A 14,708-nucleotide genomic window follows, 5' to 3' on the forward strand; every position below is an offset into this window, starting at 1 on the left:
GGGATACGGCATATCCGAACCAAGCCCTACACCCCCCGGACCAACGGCAAGGCCGAGCGATTCATCCAGACCAGCCTGCGCGAATGGGCCTACGCCGCCTATTTCAAGAATCCCGCTGAACAACGTACTGGGTTTACACAGCTAGTCCGTGCGGAGGGGAGTGCCACGCTGGATGAACTGGTTCGTCCCGGGGCACCGGCTGCGCGGCCGGCTACTATCGACCCTGGAACTCCTGCGATGCGCCGTGCTGGAGCCGCCACAGGTGTTGTCGGGCTTGGGTTGGCAGCAAGCGCCTACGATGCCCATGAAACCGGGCAACGTGTCGGCGCCCTCCTGCAACAGCAGAATCTGCCGGCTGCCCAAACCGAGCTTACCCACTTTGCTGCACGCGGGATCGGCGGCTGGGCTGGTGGGACGTTGGCGGCTGGCGTTGTGGGGACCAGCGGTGCAGGACCGGTGGCGCTGGTCGCTGCGGATGCCTACCTTTTCTCCAAGGCATTCGAGAAGGCGGCCACTTTGCGGGACAGCCATGCCATCTATCAACAGAAGGACAAGGCAGGCACGGAGTGGGAGTACAACGGGTACAGTTGGGTGCGGGAAGTTGCGCTTGACCGTACGCAGGATGGAATAGATAACCCCATCAAGCAGGACGTGAGTGCCAACTACGAGAAGGCACGCGAGCTTAATGCGCTGGCAAGCGCCAGGGCCGTGGAACTTGAGCTGGGAAGAGTGCCGGCGCCGCAGGATCCATTCAACATTCCTGCTCGAGCCGATGATCAATACGGACTCGACAACCCGAATTGGCGGCGTGATGCGCAGTCCGAGCAGTGGGTGCGACAAGGTCAAGACCGGTGTAACCGGCGTTAATGACCGTGGAACCTACGCCCAACAGATTGCCAGCCCGGAGCGCGCTGAAGCGCTGGACCGCGAAGCCATGGCGCGCGTCGAGAGTAACATCGCCAATGGGAAGGAAGCTGTTGCTGCTGCATACCTTGAAGGCCATGCCGCGCTTCGATCTGGAGATTTTGTAGAGATTCCGCCAGCGGTGGAGTACGCAAGGGCAAAGGCCGACTCCGTGTTCGCGTCAGACGGTCACCTGTTCCGATTGAACGAAGACGGGCGGTGGATGCATGGGGGTAGTGCGGCCCAAGGCAACCTTGCGCTCGAGTTGAACCTCACGAGACAGATCCGTCAGCCGTCGCTTGAGCAGTTCAACGCGCGACTTGCTGAGACAAGTGCGCGTCCAGCGCCTTCGAACGCTGAGGTTGACCGAAGCGAATTGCACCACCGGTATCAGAATTACAACGTGCGAGTACCCGAAGAGTGGATTCCGGCCATCGAGCTTGCGACACAGCGTACTCGCGAGGTCAATGGTCTCACGGGCCGCACGCTCCAGGAACTCCAGCGCGATGGGAATTCGCCGTACAGTGCTGAAAGCGCTGTCGCCCACTACCAAGCCGGTCCGGACGGTGTGGCGCACCGTGTCGCCGTAACCAGCGCGGAGGATATCCGCCAAGCGCACCGTGATCTCCAGGAGAGGCAGGAAAAGCCTCCGCTCCAGGACATGCCAGAGTTGCGCATTGACGCGCTATCGGCGGACGAGCGTGACGCATATCAGCAGGCTCTGCGGGAGGCCAACCGGCAAGGGGCCTCCACCGATGAGGCTGAGCAGTTGGCTGCGTTGGCGGCAATGAGGGCGGACAGCGTTCGGTTCGATGAAGTCCGCGTGCCGGAGTTGGTTGAGAATGAGCGAGACACCACTCAGCCACCTCCCTCGCAGCCAGCCCCTCATCTGCCTGCAGCAGCGATTGCGGCTTCTGTCGAGCGCGCCACGTTCGAGGAGCAGTCCACGGCCCAGCGAGAGCCCCAGACAGCTCAGGGGGCTGAGCAGGGCGCACGTGAGCACGTCGAAGAGCAGCGTGCCAAGGAGGCGTTCGCTCGTACTGCCGAGGAAGAAGAGGCCCGGCGCGAAGCGTCCGTGGCCGAGCCACAAGCTCACACGGCGCCCACTTCACCCGACATCGCCTCGACACCGATACAGCCGGTGCCTGAGGCCGAACCTGTCGTACGGCCACCGGTGGAAGTCTCTGACCTCGCTGCGACCGTCGCATCAGAAGCGAAGGTAGAGCAGCAGGTAGTCCCTGAAGCGGTGCCGGAGGCTGTCATTCGCGTGGACGCCAGCCAGCCTGAGGTCGCGGTGCAGGCTGAGACGTCCGAGCGACCGGCCATGGATGACGCAGCGTCAACACAGCACCCACTGAGGGATGAAGTTTCGCTCGACGAGCCTGTTACAGAGGCACCGCCGAGAGACGTGGTTGAAGAGGTGGTGGTGGCCGAGTCACTGGATGCCGTTCCATTGAAAGAACCCGCGAACGACGTCATCGCGAATCAGGCTGTGCCGGAGCAACAGCCGGAGCCAGAACCAGAGCCTGCCGTGGCGCGGGTGGCGCAGCCCGCTGATGAGCAGGAACCTTGGACACCCCTCAACCCCAAGCACCCCGACCACGCCCTCTACCAGCAGATCCGCGAGGGCGTAGCGAAGCTGGACGAAGCCCACGGCCGCAGCTACGACCGGACCAGCGAGCGCCTCACCGGCAGCCTGATGGTGCTGGCCAAGAGCAACGGCCTGGGCAGCGTGGACCACGTGGTGCTCAGCCAACCCACGGAAAGCCAACCCGGCGGCCATAACGTCTTCGTGGTCCAGGGCGAGCTGGACAACCCCGGCCACCAACGCGCCGGCATGCCAACGGCGCAGGCAGTGAAGACACCGTTCGAAGAGTCTCTTGAGCAGTTTGACGTTGCGGCGTTCGAGCAGGAACAGCGTGCCGCGCAACTGGCAACGCAGCAGCAGGAAGAAGATCAGCGCGTGCAGCAGGAGATGCAGGTTGCGGCGGCAAGCATGGGGTACTGACTGCGCTCAGCTGTTCAGCGCCAGCCCCGTCGGCGGCCACAGCGGGTTCATCCGGTCCAGGTCGTAGTCATTGCCGAACGCCAGCGCCGCCTCACGCGGCTCCAGGTCGTAGTAGCACACCAGCTCGCCGCTCCCGGAGTTCCGCGAGGAGCTGAAGGTGCCCTACCTGAAGATCCGCGGCCGCTGGCTGCGGCAGATGGGCTTCAACGTTGGCCGCAAGCTGCAGATCGAGGCCTGTGCTGGGGTGATCACCATCAAGCTGCTGGGCCCGCCAGCGGTGGAAGACCCACGGGTGCCCCGATTCGTGGAGCGCACGATCTACCACGGTGAGATCAATTCCGAGTCGGGGCAGTTCGTCCCCGAGGACGTCATCCAATGAAGAAGCAGGTGTACATGAGGGTGAAGGTAGACCCCGATATACGCCGCGCCTTTCAGCTTTCGGCGTGGCGTAGCGAGCGTTCGCCTACGTACGTGCTGCGGTCGTTGATCCAGGACTGCGTGAACCTGGATCGGAGCGCCCAAGGCGTTGATCTCTACGTTTGGGGGGATTCGTTTCCGGTGGGGAGCGAGGTACCGAAGGGGCAGGGCAGGCCCTGCTGAGGGCGTGCCGGGCCGGCCTGCGCCACCGGCCCTGATGGGTAATTCCGCGAAGCCATGTGCACGTGGATTCCGGAGGGATGTTTGCCTCATCCCATTCGCATGCTGCGGGCGTCAAGCTCCTGCTGGTTCTGCTGCGTGCGCTGTTCGGTCTGCATGGCCAAGGCCTGTCGTTCCTGACCCGCTTCATCCAGCCGCTGCAGCGATTGCTCCACCGGCGTCTGCACGGCTGTTTCAGTGGCCATGGCAGCGCGCTGCTGTGCCGGGTCATGCAGGTTGCCCTTCACCACGAACACGTTGCGGCCTGCAGCACCCTCTGCGGTGGCTTGGCTCAGTACCACGTGGTCAGCCCGGTCCAGCTTGTTCTCCACGGCCAGCGCGGTGAGGCTGGCGGTCAGCCGTTCGCTGGTTTCATCGAAGCTGCGCCCGTGTTTGGCGTCCAGCGCGGCCACGTGTTCGCGTATCTGCTGGTAGAGCGGGTAATGCGCATCGCCGGGGCGCAGTGCCGCCAGGCCGGTGTTCGCATCCTGGCCGGGCAGGTCGTTGAGCACCACCTTTGGGGTTTCGATGCGCTGCCGGTACGGGTCGTCCGGGTGGAAGTGGGTTGCTTTCTCCTCGCGCTCCCGGCGGACATCGCGGGTGTCGTTCAGCCCTTCCAGCACGCGTGGGTTGCGTTCCTGCATGGGGAGGCCGCTTTTGGTGTGGTGCGACCAGCTGCCGGCCTTCGGGTCATACACGTGGTGCGAGCTGCGTATGCCGATGACGTTGGGGTCGCTGGTGGGCAGCGACTGGTCGGCCATGCTCAGCTCATACACGCCCAGCTTGACCACGTAGGCGGTGGCCTGGCCCCACGGCATGGCGTCGTAGGCATGGCCGGCGGTGTTCCATGCCCGCGCGGTGCCCCGGTAATCGTTGTTGAGCATCTCCTTCCAGACGTTCTCGGCAGCGTCTTCGCTCAGGTTCTTGCGGGTGGCTTCCAGCAGGATGCGCGGGGTCCAGCAGTTCGGGTCCAACCCGTGCTGGACGAATGCTTTGTCATGGGCAACCTGCACGTCGCGGCCGGGCAGGTTGAGCGCCAGGTCTGGCCTGCGTGCCCCCATCCAGTACTCGCGGCGCTCAAGGTCCCGGTCGAGCAGGGTCTGGCCGAAGTCCTCCCACTGGCGCTCTGTCAGCGTGCGGTTCTGCAGCCTGGGGTTGCGGTCGTGCTGGTCGCTGGCTTCGAGCTGGGCATAGGCGTTGGCGACCTGGCCGGGCAGGTTGTCGTTTCGCACCACGCCCAGTGCCAGCAGGCCATAGCCGTCGGAGCCTTCCTTCTGTGCCAGGTAGTTCCAGTACAGCTCCCGGTTCCCCTTGGAGGCGTACTGCTGCAGGATCTCGATGTCCTTCTGATTCAAGCCGCTCATGTGTTGTTCCTCCTGAACACTCCTGGGTTACCGGACCTTGTACTTGGCCAGTGCCGCGCGGGTAGCTTCTTCCATGGCCTTCCAGTCCTTCAGCAGCACGCGTGGGTAAAACAGGGTTACGCCCAGGTTGTCGTTGGAGTCCACGAAGTAGTGGGTGCAGCTTGAAACCTTGACTGACTCATCGGGCACCAGTCGGTCGCCCTGAATCGCCAGGCCCTCGTTCCCACCCTCAGGCTGATCGCACTTGATGAACGTGGCCAGCATCCCGTTGGCGGCGCGGGCGATGTACCACTCGTCTTCCTTGCGTGGGTTGCGGGTAACGGGCTCCCCAAACTGCTTCTGGTATTCGTTGCCGAACTGCGCCATGCGCTCGTCGTCAATGGCGTACGGAATGAGGCCGAACCGCTCCGTACCCGCCTTCCGCAGATCCAGCCGGCGGCGCGGGTCGTTTCGGTTGACCGAGCCTGCTTCAGTAGTGGCTTCGGTGCTGCTCAGCCGGGGCAGCAGCTCTGATGCGGGGACCGCATCGAGGTAGTCGATCGAAGCGGTGACCGTTCGGTAGTGGTCTTCCATGCTGCGCGTGGGACGGTCGCCGGGAGCGGCAGCCTGCAGTCCGGGCCAGATGAAGCTCAACGCAATGCCGCCGCCCACAGATGGGCCAATCTGGTCATCGTAGAAGTTGGCCGGGAAAGCGTAGCGGTGCGGGCCGAGCTGGGCTATTACCGGCGCGGTGGTGTAGGTGTAGCCATCCACCGTGCGGCTCTGGCTGGTGTCTTCAGACATGGCAGGTTCCTTGTGTCCCTTTGCCGTGGGTGGGGCTTTGGCGCAGGCGCTGGCGCTCAGGGCGACGGCGAGTGCAACTGTCAGGCACCGGCCGGATGACATCACACTCATGGGCCATTCCATTGCATTGGTTGGGGTCAACTATAGGGAATGCTCTGTCAACGGGACAGGAACGGGGTGCGCGCGTGGCTACACGCCCCGTGCCTTTGGGGCGGTCGACCCGTTTTTGGTCTTTGAGGCCAAGCTCACCGTCCAGTGGCCCTTGGAGTCCTGATGGGTTTTCAGCAAGAGATACGTCTTAACCATGGTCACCAGCTTGGCGTGACCGTAGGTATCCTGTTTGAAGGTCGGTAAAGTGAGCCGAATCAATCCGCTTACGAGTTGTTCCTCCTGAACATCCTGGGTCACTCAACCTTGTATGCGCTCAGCACGCCGCGCGCGGCGGCTTCGATGGCCTTCCAGTCATTCAGGAACACCCGGGGATAGGAGAGGGTCACCGAAAGGTCGTTGTCGGCATCCACGAAGTTTTGGGTGCAGCCGGAGACCGGTACACTTTCGTCGATCTCAACCTGGTCGCCCTTCAGCGTGAGTGAGTCGCGCCCCTCTTGGAGCTTGTCGCACTTGATGAAGGTTGACAGCTCGCCGTCCGGGGTGCGGGCGATGTACCAGTCGCTTTCCACGTTGGCGTTGCGCTTGGCCGGCATGCCGGTCTGCTTTTCGTACGCCTGGGCGAATTCGAGCATCCGCGCTTCATCAATGGCATAGGGCGTCAGCCCGAACTGTTCGGCGCCGGGGGTGCGCATGTCGAGCCGGCGGCGCGGATCCTTGCGGTAGGCCGAGCCTTCCTCGCTGGCGGCGTCGGTGCTGGTCATGCGGCCCAGCAGCTCCGTGATCGGCACGCCGTCGATGTAGTCCACCGACATGGACATCGCGCGGTGATGGTCGGCCATGGAGCGGGTGCCGCGCGTGCCAGGGGCGGCTGCCTTGAGCTCGGGCCACATCAGGGTCAGGCCAACGCCGCCGCCAATGGCCGGGCCGATCTGGTCGTCGTAGAGGTTGGCCGGGAACGCGTAGCGGTGTGGGCCGAGCTGGGCCACTACCGGCGCGGTGGTGTAGGTGTAGCCCTCCACCGTGCGGTTCTGGCTGGCGTCTTCAGACATGGCAGGTTCCTTGTGTCCCTCTTCCGTGGGTGGGGCCTTGGCGCAGGCGCTGGCGCTCAGGGCGACGGCGAGTGCAACTGCCAGGCACCGGCCGGATGACATCACGCTCATGGACCATTCCATTGCATTGGTTGGGGTCAACTATAGGGAGTGTGGTGTCAACGGGACAGGAATGGCGCCGCCAACGTCGATATCTCTCGCTGGACGATGCTTGCAGCTGTCGCACTTACTGCCTGGCCTGACATAGCATTTCACTGGCTATCGCTACGTAGTCGGAAAGAGGTCTCATGCCCATGACTGCCCTTCGCGACTCAACTTGAGCGGGATCTTCAACGTCGTCTGGAACCCACGCAGTGCCATGACAACCCCCTTGGGTTCCAAACCGCTGAGGAACGTGCGTCCGGTCCCAAAGATAGGCAAATTGCTCTGGGTTCACTTCCTTTATCTCAACCAATGGCTGCATCAACTCCAATGCTCGGCGCTGAAATTGCGGATTCCGATCAGCATGAAGGGCGAGTAATGCGGCAGCATCGGCTGCCTTTCTTCCGACCGCAGAGATGCGCGGCCAGCCCATCGACTTCGTGATTGCATCGAGCCGCTGGGTGTTCTGTGCGTCAACTCTGAGTACTTCGTTCACGTCAACCTTTTGCGCGCTTCTTACCTCTTGGTCCCTCAACTCCATGGCTACTAGTTCATCAGCAACTCGATCTACATCTGAACGTGGGGCCTGGGCGAGTGCGCGTCCACCAAAAAGCAAGATGCAAAAGGTAAGCAGCACCCACCTGAAAACCTGTCCCAGCACCAAGTTCTCCTTCCTATCTTATTGCTCGATTAATCGGTGCCACGTGCACGTGGCTCCTCGGCTCAGGCCTTCTTGGTGGTTGATGCGTTTGTGGTCTTCGGGGCCACGCTCACCTCCCAGTGGCCATTGGAGCCTTTACCAGCTTTGAGCCCGGAGTACGTCTTCACCATCTTTGCCAGCGTGGAGTGACCGTAGGTATTCGGTTTGAAGGCCGGCTGAGTGCGTCGTATCTCCTCCACCAGCGCATTCAACGTCACCCGGCCATTGGGGGACGACGCCGCCAGTGTCTCCACCGCTTTCACGACGAACGATGGGCTCTGCTTGGGGCGGGGGCCAGGTCCTGGAGCCTTCTTCGCTGCCTGCTTCTTTACCTTCGCCACGGGCGCCACGATGGGCTTGGGCACGTCTGCCACCTTTGCCACAGGCTTCGGTACGGGCTTCGATACCGGCGTCCACTCAAAGAACTGATCGCACGCGTTTCGCAGTGCTTCCGGGCTATTGGCCGCGCCCGCGATGTAGACAATTGCGCCACGTTCCCTGAGCTTGCGGCACAGGTAGGCAAAGTCGCTGTCACCGGTGACCAGGCAGAAGATCTGTGCACGTTTGTCCAACAGAAGCTCAATCGCGTCCAGCGACAAGGCAATGTCTGTGCTGTTCTTCCTGGGCGCGTAGGGGAACTGCAGGCAGCTGGTAAACGACTGCCGGACCAGTACCTGTTCCCACCCCTTGTTGATCGTGTTCGGGTTGCCGTAGCCCCGGCGAACTGTTACCCGCCCTGCCTGTGCTGCTCGCTGCAGCGCGAATTCGGCGATTTCCGGCGGCACGTTGTCGCAATCAATCAGGAGGGCGACGGACGCTTCCTGGGTGGGGAGGGCCATGGCAGTTCCTTGTGCTGGGCCGGGGTGTCGGTAGGTGAACTATAGGCAATTTGGTGGTGCGTGCGCGCGGGGTTTGGGGGACTGGCTTGCGGGGGGAGCCGACTGACAGTCGGCGCTACCGGGAGGCCGGGGTGGCGCTGCCGCTGGGTGTTATCCCATGCGCATTGTTTGGTGGTGGTTGTGTTCCTGGTGCTGGGTCTGTGCCAGCGCCTGCTGTTGGCGCTCCTGGCCGACCTCCTCCAGCCGCTGCAGCGATTGCTCCACCGGCGTCCGTACGGCCACATCCGTAGGCATGGCGGCGCGGCGGTGTGCTGGGTCGCTCGGGTCGCCCTGGACCACGAACACATTCCGCCCGGCGGGGCTGTCGGCGGTCTGGTGGCTCAGCAGTACATGGTCGGCGCGCTCCAGCCCGTTCTGGCGGGCGAGTGCCACCACGCTGGCGGTGAGGCGTTCGCTGGTCTCATCCGGGGCGCGGCCCTGCCTGGCGTCGATGGCGGCCACGCCTTCGCGTACCTGCTGTACCAGGGCGTAGTCCGGGTGGCCGGGGGTGATGTCGGCCAGGCGAGCGGCAAGTTGCCGATCTGCTGGGCTGCCCCCGATCGAGGCAGTACGCGGGCTGGGGGTGATGGTGCGGTACGGATCGTCCTCATGGAACTGGGTGGCCTTGTGCTGGCGCTCCAGGCGCGCTTCGCGGGCATCGTTGAGCTCGGCAAGCCGGCTGGGGTTGGTCTCTTCCCGCATGGAAACGTGACCGCCGCCGATGCTGACGTTCACCCATTTCTTCTCCCCCTCGAAGTACATGACATAGTGGCTGTTTCCGCCAATGACGTTGGGATCAACCGCCGACCGGCCTTCCACGAACTGGGTGGCCTCGGCGGCGCTGAGCTTGGCCAGGTACTTGCCTCCCTCCATCGCGCCCATCAGGGCGAAGGTGTCGTAGCTGGTTTTGCCTACGCGAACTGCTCCCATGTAGCCGTTATCCAGCATGTTGGTCCAGATCTGCTCCATCTTCTGGGGGCCGCTCTCCTTCAAGGCGGCCTGCAGGAGCACGCGGGGTGTCCAGCAGTCGGGGTCCAGCTCGTGCTGAACGAATGCTCTATCATGAGCAAGCATGACGTCACTGCCCGGCAAGTTCAGCGCAAGGTCTGCGTTGCCTTCCCTCAGATGATGGGTTCGGCGCTCCAAGTCCTGCTTCAGAAGCGCCTGCCCGAACTTCTCCCACTGACGTTCTGAAAGGGAGGCATTGGAGAATTGGGAACCCTCGTTGCCTTGCCGGGCGGCGTGGCTCTGCGCGTAGCTGTTGGCTACCTGGCCCGGCAGGCTGTCGTTACGCACCACGCCAAGCGCCAGCGTGCCGTAGCCGTCGGCCCCCGGCAGCTGGGAGAGATAGTTCCAATACAGTTCGCGGTTGCCATTGTTGGCGTAGTACCGCAATACACGCAGGTCATTGTCATTCAATCCATTCATCTCAAACTCCCCTCACCGCGGAATCTACTTGACCTTGGTGCGATCCAAGACGTCCCGTATCGCCAGCTCCATGGCCTTCCAGTCCTTAAGGAACACGCGGTTGTAGTTGAGGCTGATTGAAAGGCTGTTCTTCAGGTCGACGATGTAGTGCACGCAGCCGGCAACCGTGTCTCCTGGACCGTCCGCGAGCGCATCGTTCTCGACAATCAGGCCGTCACCGGAGTGTTTAGCGCTGTCGCACTTGATGAACGTGGCGAGTGCGCTATCCGGACTACGGGCGATGTACCAATCGTCCTCGAATGCTGGGTTGCGAGGATGCGGATGGCCATACTTGGCTTCATACGCTCGCGCATACTCGGCCATCCGCGTTTCATCGATGGCGTAGGGGATCAGCCCGAACCGGTCCGGCTGGGGAACGCGGAGATCCAGGCGATCAGACGGATCATTGCGCTCCAGCGAGCCTTCTTCTGTGATGGCCACGTTGGACGCTTGGCGATCAAGCAAGGCCTCGACCGGAACGCGATCGACATAGTTAATTAGCACCCGGATTTCCTTACGGAAGTCATTGGTGCGTGGATTCGCCCGTGCGCCGGGGGCGGTGGGCTTCATGTCCGGCCACTCTATGACCAGGCTCACGCCGTCGCCCGGCCACGGGGCGATCTGGCTGTCCAGGTAGTTGGCGGGAATGCGGAAGGTGTTCGGCCCCAGCTTCACGTCTACGGGGGCATCTGTGTAGGTATGGCCGTTGAGGGTACGACTCTGGCTGGTGCTTTCAGACATGGCAGTTTCCTTTTGTCCCTGCTCCGTAGGTGGGGCCTTGGCGCACGCGCTGGCGCTCAAGGCGGCGGCGAGTGCAACTGCCAGGCATCGGCAGGGTGACATCACGCTCATGGGGCCATTCCATTGCATTGGTTGAACCCGACTATAGGCAAGGTTCGGTCAACGTGGCCGGAACAGGGTCACTCTTGACCACCGGCAGGCGATTGCCAGCAGCCTTGGCAATCTGCCCCGGAGGCCCGGGCTGTCGCAATCGGCGCGTCCCGGCGGCTATTGGCGGCTTATCTGCCGTCAGGCGGCGATAGACAAGTCAGATGGGTCGACCAAGAGGGCGGTTACACTGCCATGGGACTCAACGGAATGCGGCCACGATGACTAAGGGAGTAGGGCGTATGGCTGGGAAAGCCAAGGTGTGGCTAGCAGTGGGAGTGGCTGTGGCGCTGGTGGGGTTTGCCCTGTGGCGGCAGGGTCCGCCAGCGCAGGCGGTTGCAGCCAGTGCAAAGGCCCCGTCTGTACACGCACCGACTCCGAGCGCCCCGCCTTCTGATGCGCCGGTCACAAGCACGGCCTACGGCAGTTCCGTTGAAGCGCGCAGGGTGAAAGCGTTCGAAGACCTCAAGCAGCGGGCCAAGGCCGGCGACGCGGTAGCGCAGCGTCTGCTGGCAGATACTTATGAGGCGTGCTTCATCGTCAATATCGACCGCGGGAACTTCCTTGAAGGCCTCGACTTCAACAGGCAAATGATCCGTGCCCCCGCGCAGCTCTCAATACTTGAGAAGACAGCGCAGGAACGCTTTGCGCAGTGCGGGGCTGTTGACGGTGGCGCCATCATTCCGCTGGAACTCATCCGTGGCTGGTATGCGCAGGCCGCAGAGAATGGCGATCTGGCGGCGCGTTTGAACGACAATGCTTACAAGCGAAAAACGTTGGGCGCGGCAGAATCCTCCGCGCTGCTTGAAGAGGTTCTGGCTTCCAACGATCCCGCCGTCGTATTTGCCATGGGTACGACGTTGGGGGCCAGGTACCTGACCGACCCGAACGACCCGGCTTATGCACTGGTGAGCGGGGAGGGGGCAGGCAACGCATGGATGGTGGCGGCGTGTCGCATGGGATACGACTGCGGGCCGTCCAGCGCTCTTATGGCCACCTTGTGTCTGGGCACCAACGGCTGCACCGGCGAGGACTTCGAGACCTTCTGGAAGAGAGAGCTTCCCAGTGACGTCGAGCGCAGGGAGTTGGAGCGCAGGGTGACCGAGATACTTCGGTTGGTGGAAGGGCAGTGAGTTACGGGCGCAGGCAAGGCCGCCACGCATCAACAAGATGGAGGTCGTAGTCCTCGCCATACACCAGCGCCGCTTCGCGCGGCGCCAGGTCGTGATACCTCAGCAGCGTCGGCCCATCCATTCCTGCGTCCACGTGGTCGATGGCATAGAAGGTGAGCATGGCCTGGTCGAACTGCTCAAGCCAGGTTGTATCGATCTGGTCCATGGGTGTTCCGTAAGCCCTCTTGAAATGAACTTCGTGATCTGGGTCACTTCGCCTGCTTGATCGGACCGATACCCTGCTTAGGCCAGCTTTTGCTAAACGCTGGGATCAACCAATTGGGACACGGAGACCCCTATGAAATGGATGCTTCTCGGTTGTTCATTCTCCGCCTGCCTGGCCAGCGCCACTTGGGCGCAGGTGCCCGATCCGGACTCTGATCAGGGCAAGGAGATGCAGGTATTGGTGAGGAGCTACATCGCGGCGCACCCTGGCGTGTCCATCGACGATGCGATCACCCGGCTCGCGGTTCAAACCGAAATCCTGCAGCCAATGGAGGATCTTCGGCAGGAGTTCGCAGGCCGATTGACCGCGATCTCCATCCAACACGTCCCGGACCAACACATTCTCGTTGAACTGAAAGGGTCGTCGCCTGTCCCCAACAGGATCCTGACAACTGCCAGCGGGAGCACCCGGGTCATCATCGAGACTGGCCACCGCCATACTGAGGAAGAGTTCTACTCGATTGTTGAGAGACATCAGGACCTGCTCTATAGCTCCATACCCGACATCACTGGCTTCTCTGGGTGCCCAGGTGACGGCCTTCTTGAGGTCTACATTGCGGGAAATGAAGCAAGCGCCGAGGAACTGAAAGCGACCCTTGGAAAGCTTGAACGGGTTATGGGTCTTGCTATTTCCCTCAGACCAAACATGCCCAGAGCAGTCAATATGGAATACATCCAAGGCCGGGCGGTGCTCTAGAGCAATAACCCGTACTGCACTACCGGATTCCCGGTCACGCATACGGCTTGATCTGCTTCAGCTGTTCCACACCAATCCGGCGGGCGGCCAGATCGCCTCGCTACGATCAAGTTGCCCGCTGCTGCCGATGTACGCGCCGATGGAACCGTAGCCCGCGCCAGCCACGGCCGCCCCGCAGAAGTAGACCGGGTAAAGGCCTTCGAGGACCTGAAAAAGCGGGCCAAGGCGGGCGATGCCGTGGCCCAGCGCCTGTTGGCCGACACCTATGAAGGCTGCTACTTCGTCAATATTGACCGAGAGAACTTCATGGACAGTCTCGATTTCTATAGGCAGATGATCAGGGCGCTTGCCCAGCTCTCTGTGCTGGAGCAGGTGGCGGCCGAACGTTTCGCACAATGCGGGGCAGTGGACGGTGGTGCCATCGTGCCGATCCAGCTCGTCACGGGCTGGTACGCGCAGGCCGCCGAGAACGGACCTGGCCGCCCGCTTGATGGACAACGCGTTCAAGCAGAAGCGGCTGGATACGGCTGAAGCTGCCGAGCAGCTTGAAGAAGTATTGGGCTCCAATGATCCTGCGGCCGTGTTTGCCATGGGCAGCTCGTCGCACAGCAACTACCCCGCCAGCGCAGGCGGCCCGGCGGCAGGCTTGATGACCGGGGAGCACGCCGGCGAGGCATGGATGGTGGCTGGCTGCCGCATGGGGTACGACTGAGGGCCCACCGGAAAACTGATGGGAACGCTGTGCCTGATTCAGAACGCTTGTACGGGTGAGGACTTTGAGGCCTACCTCAAGCGGGAGATGATGAACGAAGCGCAGCGAAGGGATCTGGACCGCCGGGTGACGGAGATACTTCGGTTGGTTGAGGGGTAGCCCCCGCGCAGCTGTTCACACCAATCCCGCAGGAGCCAGCGGGACAACGACACTCCAGGCAACAGGTAGGAATTCTCCGATGGCCACCCAGCCCGTTGGCGTGGCAGTCTTCCTCCATTCAATGGGTGGGCCTGCCTGGAAGGAGCTGCTTAGGCTCACTCCAGATCGAGCAGGCTGCCGTGCAGCCGATCTACATCCAGAGATGACTCATGCCTCTCCACTTCCAAGCTAAATCGGATTCTTCATTTGACCCCGTCAGCGGTGTCACCATACCGGAGCCTCGCATCCTTCCTGGAAAGCTCCCGGACGGCAGCGCAGTCACGGAGTATCAGTACGCGTTCTATCGGGGCGATGCACGTATCGGCGGCTTGGGCTTCAATGGTCCCGATATGTCTGTTGAAGTCGACGGGATGGCGGAGAGGGTGTTTATCTTCGATCTTGGCCACGATTGGCTGATCAAGTCCATGCTGGAGTTCAAGGAAATCATCGAGAATCAGGATGATGACTTCACGTTTCTGCGTGGACTCGCGCAAGGGTTGGTGTTGGCGTACGCGGGCCAAACTGACAATGAAGAAAATCTGCGATACATCGCTACTACAACCCCGGGTGCACTGGTTGGAGCGGGTGTACCTGCTTCGGTGGAAACGGCGATGAAGCCGCAGGGCCCTATCGTCCTCGCCGAGGGGTTTTCGGGACGGAGGACGTTATAGATGCGTCTGGGCAGCGCGAATGGGTATGTACCATCGATTTGAGCTCCGAATCGGCTCTGGGCTCAATGCTTCGCTCCAAAGAGAGCATCGGGAACACGGATGACG

The 14,708-nt window shown here is 62.2% G+C and carries 15 protein-coding genes and 1 pseudogene; 7 read left to right on the plus strand and 9 right to left on the minus strand.

The window, feature by feature from the left end; genetic code table 11:
- The 3 genes and pseudogenes from ACIGII_RS15885 to ACIGII_RS15895 all read left to right on the plus strand — a co-directional run.
- A pseudogene (locus ACIGII_RS15885) lies at nucleotides 1-105 on the plus strand (integrase core domain-containing protein); the annotation flags it as partial.
- Between the two features lie 667 nt (nucleotides 106-772).
- Nucleotides 773-2,911 (plus strand): XVIPCD domain-containing protein, encoded by a 2,139-nt coding sequence (locus ACIGII_RS15890; RefSeq protein WP_399639708.1) that lies wholly within the window; start codon nucleotides 773-775, stop codon nucleotides 2,909-2,911.
- Nucleotides 2,912-3,068: 157 nt separating this feature from the next.
- Complete coding sequence (locus tag ACIGII_RS15895; RefSeq protein WP_399639711.1) at nucleotides 3,069-3,290, plus strand: SymE family type I addiction module toxin; 222 nt, start codon at nucleotides 3,069-3,071, stop codon at nucleotides 3,288-3,290.
- Nucleotides 3,291-3,597: 307 nt separating this feature from the next.
- On the opposite strand, the gene ACIGII_RS15900 is transcribed toward ACIGII_RS15895, so the two are convergent.
- The 7 genes from ACIGII_RS15900 to ACIGII_RS15930 form a co-directional block, all read right to left on the minus strand.
- Nucleotides 3,598-4,911 (minus strand): XVIPCD domain-containing protein, encoded by a 1,314-nt coding sequence (locus ACIGII_RS15900; protein WP_399639714.1) that lies wholly within the window; start codon nucleotides 4,909-4,911, stop codon nucleotides 3,598-3,600.
- 27 nt (nucleotides 4,912-4,938) lie between these two features.
- On the minus strand, nucleotides 4,939-5,694 hold the full coding sequence (locus tag ACIGII_RS15905; RefSeq protein ID WP_399639717.1) for a hypothetical protein: 756 nt from the start codon (nucleotides 5,692-5,694) through the stop codon (nucleotides 4,939-4,941).
- 404 nt (nucleotides 5,695-6,098) lie between these two features.
- Nucleotides 6,099-6,854 carry a hypothetical protein gene (locus tag ACIGII_RS15910; protein ID WP_399639719.1) on the minus strand — a complete coding sequence of 252 codons (756 nt, stop codon included), beginning with the start codon at nucleotides 6,852-6,854 and terminating at the stop codon, nucleotides 6,099-6,101.
- A 226-nt stretch (nucleotides 6,855-7,080) separates the two neighbouring features.
- Nucleotides 7,081-7,491 (minus strand): DUF6624 domain-containing protein, encoded by a 411-nt coding sequence (locus ACIGII_RS15915; RefSeq protein WP_399639722.1) that lies wholly within the window; start codon nucleotides 7,489-7,491, stop codon nucleotides 7,081-7,083.
- Between the two features lie 227 nt (nucleotides 7,492-7,718).
- The gene (locus ACIGII_RS15920; RefSeq protein ID WP_399639724.1) at nucleotides 7,719-8,534 is read right to left on the minus strand and encodes an NYN domain-containing protein; all 816 of its coding nucleotides are present in this window, start codon (nucleotides 8,532-8,534) and stop codon (nucleotides 7,719-7,721) included.
- 150 nt (nucleotides 8,535-8,684) lie between these two features.
- Nucleotides 8,685-10,001 carry an XVIPCD domain-containing protein gene (locus tag ACIGII_RS15925; protein WP_399639727.1) on the minus strand — a complete coding sequence of 439 codons (1,317 nt, stop codon included), beginning with the start codon at nucleotides 9,999-10,001 and terminating at the stop codon, nucleotides 8,685-8,687.
- Nucleotides 10,002-10,025: 24 nt separating this feature from the next.
- Nucleotides 10,026-10,892 carry a hypothetical protein gene (locus ACIGII_RS15930; protein ID WP_399639729.1) on the minus strand — a complete coding sequence of 289 codons (867 nt, stop codon included), beginning with the start codon at nucleotides 10,890-10,892 and terminating at the stop codon, nucleotides 10,026-10,028.
- A gap of 482 nt (nucleotides 10,893-11,374) precedes the next feature.
- Between ACIGII_RS15930 and ACIGII_RS15935 the strand changes: the two genes are divergently transcribed.
- A complete protein-coding gene (locus ACIGII_RS15935) occupies nucleotides 11,375-12,061 on the plus strand; it encodes a hypothetical protein (RefSeq protein ID WP_399639732.1) in 687 nt (228 codons plus the stop codon).
- Between the two features lies 1 nt (nucleotide 12,062).
- On the opposite strand, the gene ACIGII_RS15940 is transcribed toward ACIGII_RS15935, so the two are convergent.
- Nucleotides 12,063-12,266: a hypothetical protein gene (locus ACIGII_RS15940; protein ID WP_399639735.1), complete on the minus strand. Its 204-nt coding sequence runs from the start codon at nucleotides 12,264-12,266 to the stop codon at nucleotides 12,063-12,065.
- A 132-nt stretch (nucleotides 12,267-12,398) separates the two neighbouring features.
- Here ACIGII_RS15940 and ACIGII_RS15945 point away from each other — a divergent pair, with 132 nt between their 5' ends.
- Entirely contained in the window at nucleotides 12,399-13,022 is a 624-nt protein-coding gene (locus tag ACIGII_RS15945) for a hypothetical protein (protein ID WP_399639737.1), read from the plus strand.
- A 57-nt stretch (nucleotides 13,023-13,079) separates the two neighbouring features.
- On the opposite strand, the gene ACIGII_RS15950 is transcribed toward ACIGII_RS15945, so the two are convergent.
- The gene (locus tag ACIGII_RS15950; RefSeq protein WP_399639739.1) at nucleotides 13,080-13,529 is read right to left on the minus strand and encodes a hypothetical protein; all 450 of its coding nucleotides are present in this window, start codon (nucleotides 13,527-13,529) and stop codon (nucleotides 13,080-13,082) included.
- Between ACIGII_RS15950 and ACIGII_RS15955 the strand changes: the two genes are divergently transcribed.
- Together ACIGII_RS15955 and ACIGII_RS15960 are read left to right on the plus strand one after the other, a co-directional pair.
- Nucleotides 13,513-13,734 (plus strand): hypothetical protein, encoded by a 222-nt coding sequence (locus ACIGII_RS15955; protein WP_399639742.1) that lies wholly within the window; start codon nucleotides 13,513-13,515, stop codon nucleotides 13,732-13,734. The two genes, ACIGII_RS15950 and ACIGII_RS15955, sit on opposite strands and share 17 nt — an antisense overlap.
- Before the next feature lie 368 nt (nucleotides 13,735-14,102).
- Nucleotides 14,103-14,603, plus strand: coding sequence for a hypothetical protein (locus tag ACIGII_RS15960; protein ID WP_399639745.1), 501 nt, complete (start codon nucleotides 14,103-14,105; stop codon nucleotides 14,601-14,603).
- Nucleotides 14,604-14,708 lie beyond the last annotated feature (105 nt).

It is taken from the genome of Stenotrophomonas sp. NPDC077420 (assembly GCF_044543385.1).
GTDB lineage: Bacteria > Pseudomonadota > Gammaproteobacteria > Xanthomonadales > Xanthomonadaceae > Stenotrophomonas.